The 20,442-nt window shown below is 51.6% G+C and carries 18 protein-coding genes and 1 riboswitch; all 18 genes read right to left on the bottom strand.

Annotated features, from left to right (window positions below):
• Positions 1 to 11: 11 nt before the first annotated feature.
• Positions 12 to 1,100: a cobalt-precorrin 5A hydrolase gene (locus PIL01S_RS09380; protein ID WP_127537318.1), complete on the bottom strand. Its 1,089-nt coding sequence runs from the start codon at positions 1,098 to 1,100 to the stop codon at positions 12 to 14.
• Positions 1,093 to 1,890, bottom strand: a complete 798-nt coding sequence (cobM, locus tag PIL01S_RS09385; protein ID WP_127537319.1) for a precorrin-4 C(11)-methyltransferase — start codon at positions 1,888 to 1,890, stop codon at positions 1,093 to 1,095. The genes PIL01S_RS09380 and cobM overlap by 8 nt, the downstream gene beginning before the upstream one ends.
• Positions 1,887 to 2,603 (bottom strand): precorrin-2 C(20)-methyltransferase, encoded by a 717-nt coding sequence (gene cobI, locus PIL01S_RS09390; RefSeq protein ID WP_095291300.1) that lies wholly within the window; start codon positions 2,601 to 2,603, stop codon positions 1,887 to 1,889. The genes cobM and cobI overlap by 4 nt, the downstream gene beginning before the upstream one ends.
• 32 nt (positions 2,604 to 2,635) lie before the next feature.
• On the bottom strand, positions 2,636 to 3,916 hold the full coding sequence (gene cbiE, locus PIL01S_RS09395; RefSeq protein WP_246058154.1) for a precorrin-6y C5,15-methyltransferase (decarboxylating) subunit CbiE: 1,281 nt from the start codon (positions 3,914 to 3,916) through the stop codon (positions 2,636 to 2,638).
• On the bottom strand, positions 3,879 to 5,033 hold the full coding sequence (locus PIL01S_RS09400) for a cobalt-precorrin-5B (C(1))-methyltransferase (RefSeq protein WP_127537320.1): 1,155 nt from the start codon (positions 5,031 to 5,033) through the stop codon (positions 3,879 to 3,881). Before PIL01S_RS09400 ends, cbiE begins: the two co-directional genes overlap by 38 nt.
• A 467-nt stretch (positions 5,034 to 5,500) precedes the next feature.
• Positions 5,501 to 6,148 carry a precorrin-8X methylmutase gene (locus PIL01S_RS09405; protein ID WP_127537321.1) on the bottom strand — a complete coding sequence of 216 codons (648 nt, stop codon included), beginning with the start codon at positions 6,146 to 6,148 and terminating at the stop codon, positions 5,501 to 5,503.
• Positions 6,149 to 6,217: 69 nt separating this feature from the next.
• Positions 6,218 to 6,988, bottom strand: a complete 771-nt coding sequence (gene cobK, locus PIL01S_RS09410) for a precorrin-6A reductase (RefSeq protein WP_127537322.1) — start codon at positions 6,986 to 6,988, stop codon at positions 6,218 to 6,220.
• A complete protein-coding gene (locus tag PIL01S_RS09415; RefSeq protein WP_127537632.1) occupies positions 6,985 to 8,232 on the bottom strand; it encodes a sirohydrochlorin chelatase in 1,248 nt (415 codons plus the stop codon). Before PIL01S_RS09415 ends, cobK begins: the two co-directional genes overlap by 4 nt.
• A 206-nt stretch (positions 8,233 to 8,438) precedes the next feature.
• Positions 8,439 to 10,334 carry a precorrin-3B C(17)-methyltransferase gene (gene cobJ / locus PIL01S_RS09420; protein ID WP_127537323.1) on the bottom strand — a complete coding sequence of 632 codons (1,896 nt, stop codon included), beginning with the start codon at positions 10,332 to 10,334 and terminating at the stop codon, positions 8,439 to 8,441.
• A 401-nt stretch (positions 10,335 to 10,735) separates the two neighbouring features.
• Positions 10,736 to 10,924: riboswitch (cobalamin riboswitch) on the bottom strand.
• Between the two features lie 195 nt (positions 10,925 to 11,119).
• Positions 11,120 to 11,944, bottom strand: coding sequence for a uroporphyrinogen-III synthase (locus tag PIL01S_RS09425; RefSeq protein ID WP_127537324.1), 825 nt, complete (start codon positions 11,942 to 11,944; stop codon positions 11,120 to 11,122).
• A 131-nt stretch (positions 11,945 to 12,075) separates the two neighbouring features.
• Positions 12,076 to 13,278 (bottom strand): endospore germination permease, encoded by a 1,203-nt coding sequence (locus PIL01S_RS09430; protein WP_127537325.1) that lies wholly within the window; start codon positions 13,276 to 13,278, stop codon positions 12,076 to 12,078.
• Positions 13,279 to 13,331: 53 nt separating this feature from the next.
• Positions 13,332 to 13,553, bottom strand: coding sequence for a hypothetical protein (locus PIL01S_RS09435; protein WP_110758540.1), 222 nt, complete (start codon positions 13,551 to 13,553; stop codon positions 13,332 to 13,334).
• Positions 13,546 to 14,745: a Ger(x)C family spore germination protein gene (locus tag PIL01S_RS09440; protein ID WP_164764200.1), complete on the bottom strand. Its 1,200-nt coding sequence runs from the start codon at positions 14,743 to 14,745 to the stop codon at positions 13,546 to 13,548. The genes PIL01S_RS09435 and PIL01S_RS09440 overlap by 8 nt, the downstream gene beginning before the upstream one ends.
• Before the next feature lie 4 nt (positions 14,746 to 14,749).
• Positions 14,750 to 16,333 (bottom strand): spore germination protein, encoded by a 1,584-nt coding sequence (locus PIL01S_RS09445; RefSeq protein ID WP_127537327.1) that lies wholly within the window; start codon positions 16,331 to 16,333, stop codon positions 14,750 to 14,752.
• A gap of 174 nt (positions 16,334 to 16,507) precedes the next feature.
• A complete protein-coding gene (locus PIL01S_RS09450) occupies positions 16,508 to 17,494 on the bottom strand; it encodes a siderophore ABC transporter substrate-binding protein (protein ID WP_127537328.1) in 987 nt (328 codons plus the stop codon).
• A gap of 39 nt (positions 17,495 to 17,533) precedes the next feature.
• On the bottom strand, positions 17,534 to 18,292 hold the full coding sequence (locus tag PIL01S_RS09455; protein WP_127537329.1) for an iron ABC transporter ATP-binding protein: 759 nt from the start codon (positions 18,290 to 18,292) through the stop codon (positions 17,534 to 17,536).
• On the bottom strand, positions 18,286 to 19,248 hold the full coding sequence (locus tag PIL01S_RS09460; RefSeq protein WP_127537330.1) for an iron chelate uptake ABC transporter family permease subunit: 963 nt from the start codon (positions 19,246 to 19,248) through the stop codon (positions 18,286 to 18,288). Before PIL01S_RS09460 ends, PIL01S_RS09455 begins: the two co-directional genes overlap by 7 nt.
• A gap of 2 nt (positions 19,249 to 19,250) precedes the next feature.
• Positions 19,251 to 20,204: an ABC transporter permease gene (locus PIL01S_RS09465; RefSeq protein ID WP_095291052.1), complete on the bottom strand. Its 954-nt coding sequence runs from the start codon at positions 20,202 to 20,204 to the stop codon at positions 19,251 to 19,253.
• Positions 20,205 to 20,442 lie beyond the last annotated feature (238 nt).

Raw genomic sequence — 20,442 nt, forward strand, 5'->3', positions numbered from 1 at the left:
TTTCAATTTTGTTAGTCAAAAGGGATTCGCGTTACGGAAATCGTCAGGTTTCCGCTCTTTTTCTTCTCCAGCAGCCAGTGGTCTGCTCCGGAAGACAGCAATGCCGCTGGCTCGCTCACACCGTAAGCTCCGGTATATTTAAATACCGTCTCCGATGGATTTGGAAGCTTGACGGTATTCAGCTCGGCTGGCGTATACGTCACAAGTTCCCAGCCGTATTTGGCGCATAGAGCCAGCAGGCCTTCTTCATCCTTTTTCAGATCAATCGTGGCTATGTTTCTTACGCTTTTCACCGAAAGGCACAGCTCTTCCAATGTGGCGAGCATCTCCTGCTCCAGTTCCTCCATAGATGTGCCGCGATTGCAGCCCATGCCAAGTACGAGGCTCTTCGGTCGATACAACACACCATTGGTCAGAAAACGTGTCTGTTCAGCATCGGTGAGCAGGCGGTCGCTAACCACAAGTGCGGCATTGAATGGAAATGACTCGGTTTCCTCCATGCTGCTGAAGACGCGGATATGATCCGGGACAGGCTTGTTATATCGCCACCAGTTCCGCTCTCCCGTCTCCTGAATCAGCGCAACCGGCTCCTCGTTAACAACCGCTGCACTGACTGGCGTGGCCTTGTCGAAGCTGTCCACGATCCAGCCCAGCTCCCGTCCGAACATGTCTACCGGAATCGTCCCTTGGACATCCGAAGCCGTTGTGATCACTGCGCGTGCACCGAGTACTTCCGCGACCTGACGAGTCAGTTCATTCGCACCGCCGAGATGGCCGGACAGCACACTGATGACATTCTCGCCGCGGTCATCAATGACCAGCACGGCGGGGTCGACTTTTTTGTCCACCAGCAGCGGGGCAATCATGCGGACTACCGCACCCAGAGAAATAAATAGAATGATACCATTGTAACGCTTGAACAGATCCGGCAAAATCAGCTTCACCGAGCCTTCAAACAGCTGATAACCCAGCTCTTCTTCATCCCCGCGGGCGAACTTACTCATGTAATACACGTCCGTACCCTGGAATTGTCCAGCCAGATTGCGTACTATCTCCACGCCATGCTTCGTGATGGCCACGGCTGCAAACGGATTACTCACCGGACTTCACTCCTTTGCGATAACCGTGGGTGAAGGATTTGTCATACAGCTTGGAACGGTGGGCATCCCGGTTCACGAGATCGGGATCAAGCGCCCAGCCTGCCAGAATCATCGCATGCATCGTAATACCAGCAGCACGCAGATCGGCAGCCAGATTGGCGAGCGTGGTCCGTACAATTTTCTGATCCGGCCAGGTTGCCCGCTGCACAACCGCCACTGGTGTATCTTCGCTCCACCCTGCAGCGAGGAATTCAACCACGACTTTTTTCGCCAGCGTTGCACTTAGGAAGAGGGCCACCGTACAGTGATGTGACGCCAGATCACGCAGCTTCTCGCGTTCAGGTACTGGCGTGCGTCCTTCTGCGCGTGTCAGAATAACCGTCTGCGTCAGTTCAGGCACCGTTAGTTCCGCTCCAAGGGCTGCTGCCGAAGCAAAGACCGAGCTAACACCCGGGATGATCTCGTACTCCACGCCCTGCTGCTTCAGCAGTACCATCTGTTCCAGAATTGCGCCGTACATCGCCGGATCACCGGTATGCACACGAGCTACGCTGCGGCCTGCACGAGTGGCTTCACACATGAGCTCAACCTGCTGCTCCAGATCCATGCCGGAGCTTTGCAGCACTTCTGCTTCAGGCTTTGCCGTCGCAATCAGTTCATCGTTCACGAGGGAGTCGGTGTACAGGACCAAATCCGCATTTCTCAAAATGTTCGAGCCCTTCACTGTAATCAGTTCGGGGTCACCCGGGCCTGCACCTACGATATAAACTTTCGGTTCCAGTGTTTTCATTTGCTCACCACCATCAGGCTCAGATATTCCAGCTCCTGTCCTTTCAGTTCACGGGCATCGCGCCAGACCAGTTCATATGGAGAAGTGACTTTGGTGACAACCGAGGCTTTGCCGCCGAGACCCATCTCGTCAAGCAGTTCAAGCATCGGGTCCAGCACCTTCGCCACTTTGATAAATACAATCGTATCGTGATGCTCAATTGCCTGACGCATCGCTTCCTTATCGGCGGTCGCAGGGATAATGCCCACCTGCTCATCGCCGTCTGCCAGATGGATATCCAGTGCAGCTGCGGCGCCCAGTACAGATGAAATCCCCGGAATCGAAGCAATGGGTACTTCGGGATGCAGTTCACGCATCAGTCGTGCCAGATGAATGAAGGTGCTGTACAGGTTCGGATCGCCTTCGGTTACAAAGGCCACATCCTTACCCTCCTTCAGCGCACCCCAGCAGGCTTCGACGGTTTTGCCCCACTCCCGTTCAAGCACAACCGGGTCCTTGGTCATCGGAAAGATCAGGCCGAGCATCTCCTTCTCTTCCGGGTTGACATACAGTTCCACGATTTCGTGGGCATACGATTTGCCGCCCTTGCGCTTCTTCGGATACGCAACCACCGGACACTCCCGGATCATTCGGTATGCCTTCACCGTAATCAGTTCCGGGTCTCCCGGCCCGACACCCACGCCATACAGCGTACCTACTGCTGCCGTACTCATGTTGTTTTCCCCCTTGTCCTGTCCTTGAAAAGTCATTCTTCCGCTCCGGCTACCGCTTCCTCTGTCGCGACATGCTGGCCTGTGATCACATAGATCGGATTCAATCCGTCAAAACGGGTCATGTTCAGAATCGGCTTGCTGCGCGCCGTCTGAAGCAGTGTCACGGAGGCGTCCATGCCTGCATCGCGCATGGCCTTCATGCTGTCATGCAGCGTCTCGATGGTCGCTGCATTCACCACAATGCGTCCCTCGGGGCGCAGCCGGGACGCGCATAGGGCGATCAGCTGAGCAAGCTCGCCGCCGCTGCCGCCAATGAACACCGCATCCGGATTCGGTAGTTCGTCCAGCCCTGCTGGTGCTTTGGCATGAAGGACGGTAAAGTCCGTCCGGAATTTCACCCGGTTGGCCTCGATGTTCACGAGGTCACCTTCGTTCTTCTCGATGGCGAAGACCTGGCCTCGTGGCGCGAGCCGCGTGCACTCGACCGCCACCGAGCCTGATCCAGCGCCGATATCCCATACAATGCTGTCCACGCCAAGTCGCAGTTCAGCCAAGCTGAAGGCGCGGACCTCGCGCTTGGTAATCAGGCCCTTCTCCGGTTTGCGCTGATGGAATTCCTCATCCGCAAACCCAAACCCTTTGCGCGGCGCAGGCGCATCCTTGCGGCGCAGCAAAATGACGACGTTCAGCGGGCAGCATTCGGCTGCCGCCAGCTCGTCCAGGGTGTAATGACGGGCACGCTCGTCTGGCCCGCCTAGGTTCTCGGCAACGTAGGCATCATACTCGGTCATGCCGAACTGCTGCAGATATGCCCCGATCGCAGCGGGGCTGTTATGCTCGTCCGTGAGCAGCGCAATTTTGGCTTTGCCATCGATGCGCTGTGCGAGGCCTTTGAGCGGACGTCCGTGCACGCTTTCGAGCACGGCGTCGTGCCAGCTCTCGCCAAGCTTGGCGAATGCCAGCTGCAGCGAACTGAGATTAGGCCGGATCTCCAGTTGATCCGGGCCAAGCTTACGCACAAGATACCCGGCGATGCCGTAGAACAGCGGGTCTCCCGAGGCAAGCACAACGACGTTGTGCGTGTCCTGCAGTGCTTTTATTTTCACAACCAAGTCGCTTAATCCGCTCTTAATTGTAAGTTTCTCTCCCGCAAATGCTGGGAAGTACTGCAGTTGACGTTCGCCGCCCACCAGTACATCCGCTTCCTGAATCAGATTCAGGCTATCCGCCGTCAACCCTGCCGCGCCCTCTTCACCTACGCCGATGATACGGATTCTATGATTCTTTGCTCCAGCTGCTGTCGTCCAGTTCACTGATTTCCGCCCTCCCCAATTCCATTCCTTTCATCGTGACCAATACCACTTCGACCGTCACTCCGCCTCCGGCATGCTCCAGACAGTGCCTACAGGCATATGTACATAGCTTTTCAAAATAGGGCAAATACCCCGCCTCAGTCATCATGTCGGCCACTTGGGTCGCCGTGTTGGCTTCCTCGATCGCTTGCGCCAGTTCATCTCCAGCCCCGGTCTCGCGGGCCACGGACGCAAGAAATCCAAAATCCACCGGCGCACTCTTGGAGTGCACCATCATGACTCCTTGAGCCACTTTGGCAAATTTGCCCGGCATCCCCACCAGGCTGATGCGTTTCATACCCAGTCGTTTCCCGTGCTTGATGGCGAACCCGACAAAGTCACCCATCTGAATGAAGGCTTCTTCGGGCAAATCGGGCATCATTTTCATCGCATATTTCTCACTGCTGCCGCCTGTCGTCAGCACAATGTGATCACAGCCGGACGCCTGCGCAACTGAAATGGCTTGTACCACACTTGCTTTGTACGCAGAGGTGGAGAATGGAACGACCACGCCACGTGTGCCCAAAATGGAGATGCCGCCCAAAATGCCGAGACGCGAATTCAGCGTCTTTTTGGCAATCTCTTCGCCGTCCGGCACGCTTATGACGACTCTCACACCCCTGGCTGTCCCATGTTCGGCAAGCACCTGGGTCACAGCCTCGGTAATCATGCGTCGCGGAACGGGATTAATCGCCGCTTCGCCGACAGGGACAGGCAAGCCGGGTTTGGTAACACGACCTACCCCGATGCCGCCATCCAGCTCCACACCGGGCTCCTCACGCCAGGATACATGTGCGATGATCTTCGCCAGATGCGTAGCATCCGGATCATCCCCGGCATCCTTGATGGTGGCACAGGTAGCCGTGCCGTCCGTCATCAGTTCCTGCTCGATCAGTTCGAACGAGTGGTCAAAGCCCGCGGGCAATGAAACCACAGCCTGTGCAGGAGTAACCCCGGTTAACAGGAGCTGCGTGGCCCCCTTGGCAACGGCCGTAGCGCAGGCTCCAGTGGTGAAGCCGGAACGCATCGGTTTGTCCGGATCGGGTACTTCCCCGCTTTTCATGCGTTTCTTTTCCATGGCTTTGAACCTCCCGTCCTTTCTTATCACATTACATAGTAGATGACACTTGGTTTACCGCGTATGCCAGAAATACGGGGTGGCCGCTACGGGTACGGATCGTTCTTCCGATCGCTGTTGTCTCCAGATTTGGGATTGAATCTACCTCATGCACTTTTGTACCATACATGCTCAAACATTCGCTCCGTCAGTTGATGATTGCTACACTCTAACGAACATAGGAAGTGCTATTCGAGCCGATTTCCACACACTGAAAATCTAACGAATCGTAGCGATGTTATTTCAAATTAGAGCCGATATTCCCAGCGTTTTTGGCTGGCTTTGAGCAGAATAGCTTCACTCAGGTTTGTTAGAGTTTATAACTCATGATTATCTGCGATATAAGGCCTTTGCGGTTCGTTAGCGCTGCCCTTGTACTCCCTGCTAAGGTACACTCTAGGTACGCTCAGTGTAGGCTGAAACAGCGACTAAGCCTTCACTGCCATCAGCGAGATCGCGTTCAGCGCAGCTACCACGATGGTGCTGCCGCCTTTGCGGCCGATGTTCGTGATAAATGGGATGTCCAGCTTGCGCAGCTCATCCTTGGATTCGGCTGCCGATACGAATCCGACAGGCATACCAATGATCAAACCCGGCTTGGCTTCGCCTTCTTTTACCAAACGAATCAGTTCAAGCAATGCTGTCGGTGCGTTACCGATGGCATAGATTCCGCCCTCGTAGGCCTTGGTTGCTTTACGAGTCGAGATGATGGCCCGCGTTGTATTCAACCGCTTCGCTTCCTCCATCACATCCGGGTCGGAAATATGCACGTGCACATCTCCGCCGAACCCGCGAATACGATCCTTGCTTACTCCAGCCTGGATCATCTGTACATCGGCAATGACGGATTGCCCCGCACGAAGAGCTGCAATTCCTGCTTGGATGGCATCCGGATGGAAAACCATGCTGCGGCCAAGCTCGAAGTCAGCTGAGGCATGAATGACACGCTGTACCACGGGATATTGTTCTTCCGTGAATGGGTGCTCACCCAGCTCCTCGGTAATCATTTCGAAGCTTTTCCCCTCAATCTCCTGGGGCTGTACAGTTAAAGGCTTAAATTCCGTTTTGAAATCCATATGCACTCACTCCTTCAATTGTAATATGATTCAAAATGGGTCTATCCCAATTTGATCTATTCGGGTGTCCTACTCCATCAATACGCGCTTTAACTCGGAGAGTACGCCTTCAAATTCATCAAACACCGTTCCGAATTCGGCCTCTGGGCGGGATATCAATACAACCTGAATGCCAAGCTCCAGCGCAGATTGAATCTTCTCATCTACAGCCCCCGTCTTGCCGCTTTCCTTGGTCACCATAACGGTGGTGGCGTAATGCTTGTACAATGCTTCGTTCATTTCACGGGAAAAGGGTCCCTGCATGGCAATAATATTGCGCTGTTCAACACCCAGTTCACCACATTTCTCCATATTGTCGAGACGCGGAAGCATACGGGCAACGAGACGAATGTCAGGATCACCGAGCAGATGCTTGGTGAAAATCTGCAGCGTTTTGCTTCCTGTCGTTAACATGACAGAACCTTTGAGTTCTTTCGCCTTAAGAGCAGCCTCATCATAGGAAGGCACGACATGAAGTAGCGGATGGTCATCGTAGGCAAGTCCCGTCCGCTCGTAACGGATATAAGGAATTCCTGCCTGTCTGGCTGCTTCCATGGCATTGGCATGGGCCTCTTCCGCAAAAGGATGACTTGCATCCACTATGGCACGGCTTCCTTTTTCACGGACAAGCTGGACCATTGCTTCTATCGTCAGCCTGCCTGTACGAACCGGCAGCCCCGCCTCAGACAGACTGTGCGCTGCACTCTCGGTTACAACCGATGTGAGAACGTCTATCCCCTGCTGCTGAATCTGTACAGCCAATTCCCGCGCATCACTTGTACCGCATAACATCAAGATCATGGACGGTTCACCCGCTCCGAAGCAGCTGCGATCTGAGCATGCCCTGCATCTTCTGGTGAGTTGTTCTCTCCGTCTCCGCCCTCTTTATTTTGACTATTCATTGTACCTTCAAGTTCATGATGCGAATGTTGCAGTTCTCCGTCGTGGTCATGATGATAATCCAGCGATGCTTCACGGCTGCTCACGGCATGTTCGTGAGTATGATGCTCCTCATTATGGCGGTCGTGATCATGTGCGTGATGATCGTGGCTGTGCCCATGGTCGTGGTCATGATGGTGGTCATGACTGTGATCGTGTGCATGATCATGATGATGATGATGGTGGTCGTGGTCATGGTCATGATCGTGGTCGTGATGATGATCGTGCCCGTGATCGTGATCATGGTGATGGTGGTGATGTTTGGCAGCCTCAAGTCTGAATTGGCAGTTGTCGCAGTTGGCCGCTACCCGTCCATTCAACCCTTCGTTCGCGCGTTCCAGTACCAGCTCCACCAATTTGGGATGGAATCCAAAGTATCCACCGATCTCTACCTGAATGTCCGGATGTGCCGCAGCAAATTCAGCGGTCATCTCATCAATGCGTTTGATCAGCACACCTGTGAACAGGAAATAAGGCATGATGACGATCTTCTTCGCCCCGAGCAGGAGACAACGCTGCAATCCATCCGGGAATGAAGGCTGCGTCACACCAATAAAGCTGCTTTCAGCCCACTTATAAGGGAGTTTCTCCCACAACATCCGGGTCATTTTGAAAAAGTCACTGTTGGCATCCGGGTCACTGCTTCCCCGTCCAAGGACAAGTACGGCTGTCTCTTCATCCGTAACAGGAGCGGGCGGAGCCGCCACTGCTGCGCCGCCTTGATTGGCGGTAACAAGGACAGGCTGAGCTTCCTGCAGACGGGTCTGCATAATTTGAACGACCTTCTCATGTACGCCAATCGGACGCCCATATACAAATTCCACTTGCGGATAACGAATCTTGGCCCGGTCAATGGCATTCGGAATATCAATTTTGGCGTGGCCCGCAGCAAACAGAATAATCGGCACCAATACGACACGCGTTGCCCCTTTATCTACACAAGCCGTAACCCCTTCGGCAATGCTCGGTCTTGTTAATTCCAGAAAACAGGTCTCTACCACGGTATTCTCCGGCGCTTTCTCCGCTACCGCTCTTGCAAACTCCATTAACTCCCGGTTTCCCTCTGGATCACGGCTGCCGTGTCCAACCAGCAAAATGGCATTCATCATGGCTTCTTCCTCCCCCGCCTGATCCATAGACCAGGCATCTCAATTTTAGGTTGTGCTTACTCGGTAAACGAGCCTTTCACGCAGGGTAACCTGGGGTTGCCCAATCATTTCGATCTATATAAAAAGTGCAATGGAATTTTTCCGGTATAACTACAAACGCTGGTTAAAAAAATATTCAGATGGTAACAAAACTGGCACAATCCCTAGTCGCCGCATACCGGGTTTACTTCCACGGTCACAGGCGCATCTACGTGACGGAAGCCTTGGATTACTCCGACGCGTTTGAAAAATTTATGGAACCTCTCATTCGGGTGTCCCTTTTCCTTGTACTCCGCTACGATCCGCTCCACAATCCCGCCAATCTGATCACCTGGAATCCCTTCGGCTACCGGCTGGGCAGGGTGAGCGTTTCTTCCGAACTTCTTGCCGCCAAGGAACAGGTCGTATCCGCCCTTGCGGTAGACGATTCCGATGTCCTCAAGCACGGCACCGTAACATGCCATGCCGCAGCCATTCAGAGCTACGCTGGTCTCTTTCGGCGCACTAAGTCCGCCTATAACTGCCTGCAAATGATTGGCCATCGGAACGGCATCATCCTTCTCCATGTTGCAGAAGTCACAGGCCTTCACCTTGATAACGTCACCGATTGGCACCACGATAAAATTCGCTCCACGCAGTTCCTCTACCAGCTGATCCGGCTCAAAGGTCGGTACCCGCAAAATAATCTGATGCTCCGGCGTGTATTCCAGCTCGCCTTCTTCACTCGCGCATTGCGCCAGCAGTGCCATCTGGGCTGCTGTAAACTTCTTGTTGCCGACGCCAGGCGAAACACCAATCTCGAACAGCGGTGCCTTGCGTCCCGGCTCGGGTGCTGTCCGCACAGCAGCTGCCCCTGCAGCCTGCGTTCCTGCTGGCACGCCTGACCCGGCTGCATCCAGCCAGCGGCTGGCCGCTTCGCCAGCGAGCTTGCCGCCTGCCGCAAGCCGCGTCAGCGCTTCGGCAGCCAGTTCGGCCGCACCAGCATGTGGCACCGCTAGGGCAGCACGCAGTGCACCTTCCACCGCCGCAGGCCGCTCGGCCGCAAGCACTGCGGTGCTGCCGCCCGCTGGCTGAGCAGCAGGCATGCCAGCGCCCTGCTGCCCTTGCGGTCCCATGCCCGTACTGGTGCTGGCGCCGCGCAGGGCTGGTTCCGCAGCTGGCTGCGCGGTCTGCGCATCGCGGACCGTGCCTGCTGCACCATTGGAAGCGGCAGAACGGGCCTCCATCGCGCCGAGCGACCAAGGCTCAGCTTCCGTGCGGAGCCGCTCATGCGGTCTGAGCGGCTGTTCCACGGTATTCAGCGTGTATTTCCGCTGATATCCGCGCGGTGTGACCATGAGTCCTTCGTACATCATGGTCGAGGAGTTACCAATGATCACGGTCGTCAGCATGCCGATATCATGGTTCAACATGTCTTCCAGCGTGGTCATCACGACATCCTGACGTTCACGATAGGCACTTTTTACAAGCCCCACTGGCGTCTGGGGACTACGGTACCGCAGCAGCATCTCCTGCGTCTCCACGATCTGGCGTGTCCGGCGTCCACTGCGAGGATTGTACAGAGCAATGACAAAATCAGCTGATGCTGCTGCTTCAACTCGGCGAATAATCGTCTCCCATGGCGTAAGGTGGTCACTCAGACTGATCGTACATGCATCATGCATCACGGGTGCGCCGAGCAAGGAAGCACAGGATTGAATGGCAGATACACCCGGGATAACCTCAACGCCAACGCCCGTTTCCGGCTTCCAGCCTTGCTCCATCAGCACCTCATACACTAATCCGGCCATGCCATACACACCTGCGTCCCCACTGGAGATTACTGCAACGATTTTGCCCATCTCGGCCTGTCTGACCGCTTCCTGTGCCCGGCTTACCTCTTCGGTCATGCCTGTCCGTACAATCTCCTGTCCGTCCAGGAGTGGACGAATCAGATCAACGTAAGTGTTATAACCAATGATGACCTCACTCTCCCGAAGTGCCTCCAATGCCCGGGTGGTGATATGCTCCATCGCTCCTGGGCCAAATCCGATAATCAGCAGCTTTCCTTGACTCTGCATTGCTTCTCCTCCTCCATCTCCCTGTTCACCCTTAGCACGTCAATGACATCTATACCATCGCTTCTTCAGCCGTGGTCTGTAGCCAGCTCTTGATTATTGAGTTGCTCTGTGCAGCTCAACCTTCTTATCGGGGCTATTCCAAAACAGTGAAAAAGGACGGCTTGACCGACCTTCTTCTTCGCGGCATGTTCGACTAAATCCAGTTCCGGATCGACTGTAAAAAAACAAAAAAATCCCATCCTTATAACGGATGGGATACGCATGTACGTACACTCAAGAAGACAGTCCACGGCCCTATTGAGGATAGACCTGTGGCTGCATGGCCGCAAAGGGCCTGCCCAGGCGAACCGGTTGTTCGCCCGTTTCCTGATTCTTCGTACACCACTCCTTTCCGCGAAGGGTTCGGTGACACATGCAAGGTAGGTCTCCTGGCTCTGGATCATCAGCTTCCTTTTCTGTCTTCCCCGGATGTACGAGTGACTTGGATGAAAAGGGCTTCCCCATTACAGTGGCGGGACCGCTCGGGATTTGCACCCGATTCCCTGTTACCTCTTGCTCGACGCAAGAGCACCTTGCTTGTTTTCATGAATGATATTGCTTTCATCATAACACCGCTCAGGAAAAAATGTCCATGCTTATGATGTTTGTCCACGTTTCTATTTTCAGACAAAACAGAAAAAAGTTCTGATCCAGAACAGATCAGAACTTGAATGATATATCCATATGCGAAACCCTCATAACGATCTTAACGGATCCTTTAACAGACCTGCATCCTGATCTGCTTATCAGGATTGATCTGCGTGTGCTGCAGCAATATATCGTCCCAGCTCAACGATGAGTGCTCCCATCTTTTCTTCCTCCGGAACAACCAGTGCTTCAATTCCTTCTTCACGCATGGCGTTTGCAGTCACTTTACCTACAGATGCAGGAATCACACCGTCCCGGAAAGCCTGCTGCATCTGTTCCAGCTTGCCTTGAGAAGCTGCGTATGCTGCCAGAAACCGTACTTGGGGGCCGCTGGTGAATGCTACGGCATCGACCTCATGCTGCACGATTTCATTCAAAAGCAGTTCCAGTTCGGCCTCTTCCGGCGGTACATGGCGATAAGGCAGAACCTGTCTTACTTCGGCACCCTGTTCTTCCAGCCAGTTGACCAGCTTCGGTGCAGTTTCTCCATGAAGCTGGAGCATGACTTTTTTGCCGGCAAGATTATGTGGCGCGAATTCTCGAATCAGCCCGTCCGTACTGCCGTCATCATCCCGAACCAGCGGTGCAAGCTTGCGCTTGCGAAGTGAGTTCACCGTTTTGTATCCTCTTGCTGCAATGGAAGCTTCCGACAAGACATCCAGCAGTTGACCAGCTATGTCCATATCCTCTGCCATTTCAAATATGGCATCCAGTCCCATGCCTGTAGTTAATACCGCCCAGTCGGGTGGATCAGAGATCAAGGAGACGAGACCATTGCGTATGTTCCGATCATCCAGGAATACCGTTCCCTGTGCTGGCCGCACGAGTGGAATACCACCCACTTTCTCAACTAACAACGCCATTTCCTTGGATTTACGCGGTCCCGTCAGTGCTACACGTATACCTGCCAAATGTTGAGCCATTCATGTTTCCCCCCAGTTCGTTCGTCCGAACGTCATTCGTTTGACTACAGTATACAGGGTAGTTTCATGGAGGGAAACCTTGTTTCACGTCATTTGGCGTGTTCTTCTATAACGATTTTTTATGATTGGCATCAGGAAGGCTGAAGCTCGCCCCCCTGCATTTCATCCTTTCCTGTTTCATCCTCCTGGCCTGAATCGCGTCTTTTCTTCTCCTGTTCATGCTGTTTGTTGGTTGTATCGCGATGGTTCACTCCTTGGCGTGAGGAGTCCCTTTCCTTTTTACGTGGTCGAAGAAACAAAAAAAGTAGGATCGGAAAGAGCACTTCGAACAGAATGGCAATCCATGTCCATTCCCGCGTGAAGCGGAACAGCTGAATCGCATTCTTAAAAAACCAAAATGCACATACGAATCCTACGAGCGCCACCGGACCCGTCATGAGCTTCCCGGATACCTTGGGAACCATCCGCTTCAGCCCCCAGCAGATAAAATACAGGTCAAATGCAATCTTCGTAATCATGGTAGGCAGGGTAGCCGCAGCTAGGGCCAGGTCAAACCGGTCCAGAAAGTCACTTACCTGCAGCTGTCTGGCAAGTTCGTATGACGGGTATACCAGCCTCGATGCAATTGGCACACCAATGGAGGTGATGGTCTCGATCATAATTAGCATCATCAGCAAGGCGGCTATCGTTATTCCCCAAGTTACCGGTTTGAAACGAAAGTCGCTTCCCTTAACGACAAAAGGCAGTGCAATCATCTCTCCAAAGAAGGAAAAGATGTACCAGCTTCCCTTGCCTACACCTTCTACATCAATATCAAAGTACGGCATCAGATTATCCAGGTTAACTTGTTGAATCAACATGAATGGGACAATGACCGAGTTGAGCAGAAATAAGGTAATGTACAGCTCAGACATCCCAATTAAGGAACCCAGTCCTCCTCTGACAATAAACACAGCCATGACCAAGAGAGACAACACAATAATGGAAATGGGCGTCGTCTCAAGCAAGGTTATACTTACATAGTCACCGATCAACCGGATGTCTCGAGCAAATATCAAAAGAAAAAACATGATATACATCAAGCCCGTCACCCGTCCCAAGAAAGGAAATCTTTTGACCAGAGACTCAAAGAGGTCCTGATCGGGAAACCGGCTTTGGACACGATTTAACATCCACATGGATGCAAATGTGACGAGAAACACAGGGATATAGGATAGATAGGCATGCTGTTCGGCATAGAAAATGGCCTGTGCATGGGGCTGAATCAGCGTACCTGTTACACTCAGCAGCAAGATTAGCAGCGTAAGCTGCCGGCTAGTCACTGCCTGATTCATCAAATTACCTCCTTTCTGCCTGCTCAACCGGAATTTCGATATGTGACAAACATCTATGGCAGCGGTAAATTCCGCTGGATCCAATGGGTCAGCCAAACCGTAATAAAGAACGTTTTGCTTAAATGGGTAACATAGAACCAAATTCCGGTACTGCCTGCTATCACCACATAAGATAACCAACGGTTAATCGCCGCCGCCTGCCTCAGGTGCTTAAAGTCCATGATAATGACGATGATGACCATCGCCAGATAAGTAAACACGAGCGGCTTAATCATGGACGATCTCCTCCTCGGTCAATCCAATCGGTTTATTGGTGATCCCTACATTCTCAATGATGATATGGGGCTCTACCACGACTTCCATATTCGGATAAATGTCATACCAACGGTCCTTGATCCTATCCCATTCTTTCGGCATCTGCTGATGTATGGAACGACCCAGCCCCAGAATATCGGCATTATACTTTCGCTGGATCAGCCTTACGCCCTCCTCGATATCTTCCTTCACTTTTTTGTGAATAGCTTCGGTAAGCGTCAAAATCTCACGTTCCCGCAGGTCGCCATAATTCGATTCGTTATCCACCAAAACTCCCTTGGCGTATAGTTGAATCGTGACACTCACTTTGTCATTGTGAATATGCGGCTTGAACGAAGAATTGTTTTCGTTCAGCTTCAGGAACAACGTCCCCTCTCCCTCTGGAGCCTTAATCATTACCTCTGGCGTATTGGCTTCACCCATGGCCAAAATCAGTGCATCTGCAGGTGCCTTTTCAATCATTCCCACCAGTTTGTCCTTTTTGAAGATGGCCAGTCCATCCAGCTTGATATTGGTTTTGACATCCTTCCAATCCTTCGGTACATTTTCAGCAACGGAAGCAATCGGGAGAAAGGGGTCGATTCCGTCCGAGAGGATGGAGTCTATAAACAATTTGAGTGAACGCGGATGCCGCATATTCAGGAAGCATAGCTCCCGTACCATCTCCGAAGGGAATTTTTCAATCGGTGCGTCTGTATCAAGAACCTTAAATGCTTCCCCCTTGGTCACGACTGGCATGGCTGACAGGCGGTTCAGGGGATATCTGGTTAATAGGTCCAGCATCGGAGCAATGCCTTCCCTGGCCAGATCCTCTCCGATCAGAAGCGTACGACGATGTGCATAATAGAGCCTCCGGGATAGGGCCTTCTGCCCTTCAAGCGAGGTCCCGCGAAACGTTTTTGCTGTTGTGGACAGCATGAACCAGGATTTGTCCCCGCTTGTCCCTCCCCCGCCTCCTTCACTTCCCGAAGCACCGGATTGACCCGGAAGCGCAATCTGCAGACTTGTCCTGTAATCCTGTTTCTCCTTGTCCACGGCTATGCCAATGACAAAGGCAATATCATTAATCTCTTCCCGATCCCAGCAGCCTGATAACAAAAGGGTACACAGGAACAATAGCACCACTGTGCGATACTTATGCAAGAGATGCATGAGCTTACCACCCCTCCTCAGCTTCTGGGGAACCGTTGATCTTGGCATTCATGCGTTTCTGATCCCGATGGACTGTGGAAGGACGATTAATCATTTTCCACCATGGGGTACGAATCACAATATCTTTGGTATCTGTCCTGCTGTAAGGACTCAGTCCCGAGAGATACGGTACGCCAAAGGAAGTCATCTGCGTCAAATGGACCGAGATTAATACCAGCCCAATCACTATGCCGTACAATCCAAGTGCTCCGGCGAGAAGCATGATCGGAAACCGCAGCAAACGAACCGTGATAGCAAAGTTAAAGCGCGGGATGGTAAATGATGCGATACCTGTCATGGATACGATGATAACCATTGGTGCCGATACAATGCCGGCCTGGACCGCTGCCTGTCCTATAACGAGTGCGCCCAGAATACTGACAGCCTGACCCACCGTCTTCGGTAACCTGACCCCGGCCTCGCGCAGGGCTTCAAATGAAAGTTCCATAATAAGAGCTTCCACCAGTGCTGGAAACGGAATAGCTTCCCTGGCTCCGGCAATGCTCAGGATCAGCGTTGTCGGAAGCATATCCTGATGAAAGGTTGTAATGGCGATATACAACGCCGGAAGAAATAATGCAATGGCGACAAACAAAAACCGGATCCAGCGAACCAGATTCGTGATAAAAAACCGCTCATAATAATCCTCACTGGCCTGCAGCATCTGCCACATGGTGACCGGTCCAATGAGGGCAAACGGACTGCCATCCACCAGAATAGCAAACCTGCCTTCCAGCAAATTACCAACCGTCGTATCCGGGCGTTCGGTATAATGCATCTGTGGAAATGGGGAATAGGGATGGTCTTCGATCAATTCCTCGATATACCCCGTTTCCAGAACGCCATCAATTTTGATCTTGTTCAGGCGTTTTTTGACATCCTTGATCAACTTGGGATCCGCAATGTCATCCAGATAGGTTAGCACGACATTGGTTTTGGTCTCTGTCCCGATGGTCATGCTCAGCATCTTGAGCGAAGAAGTTTTCAACTTGAATCGAATGAGCGCCGTGTTCACACGCAAAGTCTCCGTAAACCCTTCACGGGGACCCCGAATAACTGATTCCGTTTGAGGTTCCTCTACTCCCCGACGGATGCCGCCCTTGACATTAAAAAGCCAGGCTTCCCGGCTTCCATTAATCAGCAGCAGGGCAGAGGATTCCAGAACACCATCGGCTGCTGCAGCCCAAGAATCTACCTTTTTTACCTGAGTAAGCGCAATTCGGGTATCATCGAGGGGGACATCAGGCTCATCGGTACGCTGCTCGACCAGCCCACGGATTAATGGACGGAGCATATGATCCTGGATATCAGCCGAGTTCACAATCCCTTCGATGTATACGAGGAGTCCCTGAACCTCAGCCGAAATCATGACATCACGGAAGACCACGTCCGAACTGTCCGAGAAAATGTCTTCCAGGGCAAGCATATGGCTCTCATGTGTTAATCCGATGGGCTGCTTCAGTATGGGCGGAGACGGCAGTCCCAAGGGGATATGTTTTTTTTCGGCTGCGTTTGAGGCAGCTTCTTTTCCTGTTGTCCTGTCGGCCATGTCCGTCCCTCCGCTCTTTTTTATACAAGGTAGCTTGTGCCAAATGAACGGGAATTATGTGGACGATTTACAAAAATCCATGCATCCTTCCGTCTTCAGGAAAACAAAAAAAGATCCCTGCGTTCGCAGAGATCCTTCTTCCCAATTCCATTATGTTGCTGTTATATACTTCAGTTATTCGACGCTTGCGTCCACTTCCTTGATCATTTCCTGAATGGATTCCAGGCCGCCACCGGACAAGTACCAGTAGTTCGGGTCAAGGTACACAATGTGTCCTTCTTTGTAGGCTGTTGTATTCTTAACCAGATCATTCTCGATGACCTGTTTAGCTGGAGCTGCTTCCCCACTGCCTGCAACCACTGCACTGCGGTCTACCACAAACAGGTAATCCGGATTTGTCTCCATCACATATTCAAAGGAAACGCTCTGTCCATGCGTGGACACTTCAATATTGGCGTCTGCTGGTTTAAAACCAAACACGTCATGAATGACTCCAAATCGAGAGCCTGCACCATATGCGCTCAGTTTGCCTTCGTTTGTCAGCACGATCAGTGCGTTTTTGCCTGCAGCCGTTACTTTGTCTTTCAATGCTTGAGCAGAGGCTTCGATGGTAGTCAACGCTTGCTCCGCTTCAGCTTCCTTGCCGAAAATCTCACCAAGTGTCTTCACGTTTTCCGTCAGGGAATTCATGTAATCCTCGGTGTCTACCGCCATATAAATGGTCGGTGCAATCTTGCTCAACTCTTCATATGAATCAGACAAACGTCCCGAGATAATAATCAGGTCAGGACTCATCGCATTTACTTTCTCGAAATCGGCTTCTTTCAAACTACCCACGTTGGTGTACTTGGCGTCTTTATACTTTTCCAAATATGGAGGAACGCCTTCTTGAGGAACACCGGCAACTTCTATGCCCAACTGATCCAGGGTGTCCAGTACGCCATAATCAAACACAACCACGTTTTGCGGATTTTTCTTCACTTTGGTTTCGCCAAGTTGATGTTTGATAACAATCTCCTCATTGGACTGTGCTGCCCCCGCATTGGCCTCTGAACCTGTACCTGTGCTTGCACCCGCATTCTCCGCTGTTTTATTACCTCCGCATGCTGCCAGCACCACAGACAATACAACGAGCAGCGTAAACAACCAACCCTTTTTCATAAATAGACACCTCTCACTCTCTATATTGGTTTTACTTTATTACGAAAAGTACACACAAATCTTACGTCCATCGATCACCTGCACCGGAATATGCATGTCATATACCTGCTGTAATACTTCCGTATCAATGATGTCCTCCGTTTTACCTTCCTGAACGACCCGGCCCTCCTTGAGTGCAACAATATAATCGGAGTAGCAGGATGCAAAATTGATGTCATGAATGACAATGACTATCGTTTTGCCAAGCTCGTCCACCATTTTGCGCAGCACTTTCATAATCTGCACCGAATGTTTCATGTCCAGGTTGTTCAGCGGTTCATCCAGCAGGATATATTCGGTGTTCTGCGCAATAACCATGGCGATGTACGCCCGCTGCCGCTGTCCACCACTGAGCTCGTCCAAATACCGTTTGCGGTACGGACCAAGATCCATATAATCAATGGCTTCCTGTACCCACTGGCGGTCTTCCGGCGTAAGCCGTCCTTGTGAGTAAGGGAAACGCCCGAACGCCACCAGATCCTCCACTGTCAGCCTGATATTGATATGATTGGATTGTTTGAGCACAGATATTTTCTTGGATAAATCCTTGCTCTTCCAGCCTTCAATTTCCCTGCCTTCAATCAGGACCTGACCGGTGTCTTTGCCAATGAGCCTGGTGATCATGGATAACAGTGTACTTTTGCCGGCACCGTTCGGTCCGATAAAGGACGTGATCTTCCCTTTGGCAATATTCAGTGATACGTCATCCACTACCCGGACGCCGCCGTATTGTTTGGATACATTTCTGACTTCTACCACGACTTACTCTCCTTTAGCAGCAAATAGATGAAATACACACCGCCTACAAAGTTGATAATGACACTTACGGTTGTGGAGAAGGTGAATACCCGTTCCACGATTAGCTGCCCGCCTACCAAGGCAACGACGGCGATGATAACCGAGCCCCAGATCAGCACGGTATGCCGGTGTGTCCGGAACACCTGATGAGCCAGATTGACCACCAGCAATCCCAGGAACATGATCGGACCTACAAGTGCAGTAGAGATGGACACCAGCACCATGACAACGAGCAGCAGCCGTTTCACGATATAGTGGTAATCCACACCGAGGTTCACCGCATGGTCCTTCCCAAATGCCAGAACATCAAGATACTTGGTGAATTTCCGCGCATACAGCAGGATCAGAAGGATGGAAGCCATCGAAATGATCAACAGATCCGTATTTACATTGTTAAAACTGGCAAACATTTTGCCTTGCAGGATGAGAAATTCATTGGGATCAATCAGGACCTCCATGAAGGAGGACAGACTCTGAAAGAGCGTTCCCAGAATCAGACCCACAAGCAGCAGCAGATAAATATTGCGCCCTCGTTCCCGCCTGAACATGAATTGATGCAGCAGCAGGGCAAAGAGGGTCATCAGCAGGACAGACACTGCAAAATTAAGATTTTTATTTACAAAGCTGATATGACTGCTTCCAAATACAAACACCGCAAACGTCTGAAACAACATATACAGGGAGTCGAGTCCCATGATGCCAGGTGTTAGGATGCGATTGTTGGTTATCGTTTGGAAGATGGCCGTTGAGTATGCTATACATGCTCCAGTGAGCACGATGGCCAGAATCTTTTTCCCCCGGCGCGGCAGGATGTAGTCCCAGTTGCCCCCCGACTGAATGACCAGAAACACACCAATCAGAATGAGCGCCGCTGCGATCAGGATGCCAAACTTTAGAGTATTCGCTGAATATTTCATTCTCATGACCCATTTGCCTTTCTTCGAAGCAGTAAATACAGAAACAGCACACTGCCTACGACTCCCACTGTCAAACTGATGGACAGCTGATACGGATAAATAATCAATTGACCCAGAATGTCACAGACCAGAACGAATATCGCTCCAAGCACGGCCGTATGGGGCAGCGTGTCACGCAAGTTATCTCCCTTATACAGGGTGACAATGTTGGGCACGACCAGACCCAAAAACGGGATGGTTCCTACGGTGATAATGACCACAGCCGAGACCATGGCTACCAGAATCAATCCGAGGTTCACCACTCTCCGATACGCCAGGCCCAGGTTGGTTGCGAAGTCTTCTCCCATCCCCGCCAGTGTGAAGCGGTTGGCGAAGAGATAGACGATAATCAGCAGCGGAATACTGATATAGATCAATTCATATCGGCCCTTCATGATGGTGGAGAAGTCACCCTGCAGCCAAGAGGAAATGTTTTGGATCAAATCGTTTTTGTAAGCAAAAAAGGTCGTCACCGAACTAACGATGTTACCGAACATCAAGCCCAGAAGAGCGATGTAGATCGTGTCCTTGAATTTGACCTTCTCGAGAATTCGCATAAAGATCAGCGTACCTGCCAGGGCAAAGGCGAAGGCGACCAGCATTTTTTGCAGAGAGGACGCTCCAGGGAACCACATCAGGGTCACCAGAATTCCAAGCCTTGCGGAATCCATAGTACCTGCTGTTGTAGGCGAAACAAACCGGTTGCGTGTCAGCTGCTGCATAATCAGACCAATAACGCTCATACTGATGCCCGCGACCAGAATGCTGATCAGACGGGGAAACCGGCTGACTTGCAGTACCTGCAGCTGCACTGGGGTCAAGTGGAATATATCCAGGGGCGAAATGTCCGAATTGCCGATAAATATGTAAACGATAGACAGAACAGCCAGTGCGATCAACATATAACCTAACTTCATCTCTCTACTAAACCCCTCACCGATAGCCTTAAGACAACGTAATGACTCTATTCTTCAGCTTATGATATTGATATTCATTATCAATTGATATGAATTATATCTATATTAATTTCCAGATGTCAACCTTGTTTGACTTCGCAATTTCTGGGATTTCCTAAAACAACCTGAAAGACATCACATGCCATATGAAATAGACAAAAAGAAATAGGCCTTCCGGTATGGAAGACCCATCTAAGTA

Origin of the sequence: Paenibacillus illinoisensis NBRC 15959 (assembly GCF_004000925.1) — a bacterium.
In the GTDB taxonomy this organism is placed as follows: domain Bacteria; phylum Bacillota; class Bacilli; order Paenibacillales; family Paenibacillaceae; genus Paenibacillus; species Paenibacillus illinoisensis.

Coding starts and splice junctions, on each gene's coding strand:
- cobM (WP_127537319.1), bottom strand. CDS start 1,890: ATGAAAACACTGGAACCGAAAGTTTATATCGTAGGTGCAGGCCCGGGT.
- cobI (WP_095291300.1), bottom strand. CDS start 2,603: ATGAGTACGGCAGCAGTAGGTACGCTGTATGGCGTGGGTGTCGGGCCG.
- PIL01S_RS09400 (WP_127537320.1), bottom strand. CDS start 5,033: ATGGAAAAGAAACGCATGAAAAGCGGGGAAGTACCCGATCCGGACAAA.
- PIL01S_RS09405 (WP_127537321.1), bottom strand. CDS start 6,148: ATGGATTTCAAAACGGAATTTAAGCCTTTAACTGTACAGCCCCAGGAG.
- cobK (WP_127537322.1), bottom strand. CDS start 6,988: ATGATCTTGATGTTATGCGGTACAAGTGATGCGCGGGAATTGGCTGTA.
- PIL01S_RS09415 (WP_127537632.1), bottom strand. CDS start 8,232: ATGAATGCCATTTTGCTGGTTGGACACGGCAGCCGTGATCCAGAGGGA.
- cobJ (WP_127537323.1), bottom strand. CDS start 10,334: ATGCAGAGTCAAGGAAAGCTGCTGATTATCGGATTTGGCCCAGGAGCG.
- PIL01S_RS09425 (WP_127537324.1), bottom strand. CDS start 11,944: ATGGCTCAACATTTGGCAGGTATACGTGTAGCACTGACGGGACCGCGT.
- PIL01S_RS09430 (WP_127537325.1), bottom strand. CDS start 13,278: ATGAATCAGGCAGTGACTAGCCGGCAGCTTACGCTGCTAATCTTGCTG.
- PIL01S_RS09435 (WP_110758540.1), bottom strand. CDS start 13,553: ATGATTAAGCCGCTCGTGTTTACTTATCTGGCGATGGTCATCATCGTC.
- PIL01S_RS09440 (WP_164764200.1), bottom strand. CDS start 14,745: ATGCATCTCTTGCATAAGTATCGCACAGTGGTGCTATTGTTCCTGTGT.
- PIL01S_RS09445 (WP_127537327.1), bottom strand. CDS start 16,333: ATGGCCGACAGGACAACAGGAAAAGAAGCTGCCTCAAACGCAGCCGAA.
- PIL01S_RS09450 (WP_127537328.1), bottom strand. CDS start 17,494: ATGAAAAAGGGTTGGTTGTTTACGCTGCTCGTTGTATTGTCTGTGGTG.
- PIL01S_RS09460 (WP_127537330.1), bottom strand. CDS start 19,248: ATGAAATATTCAGCGAATACTCTAAAGTTTGGCATCCTGATCGCAGCG.
- PIL01S_RS09465 (WP_095291052.1), bottom strand. CDS start 20,204: ATGAAGTTAGGTTATATGTTGATCGCACTGGCTGTTCTGTCTATCGTT.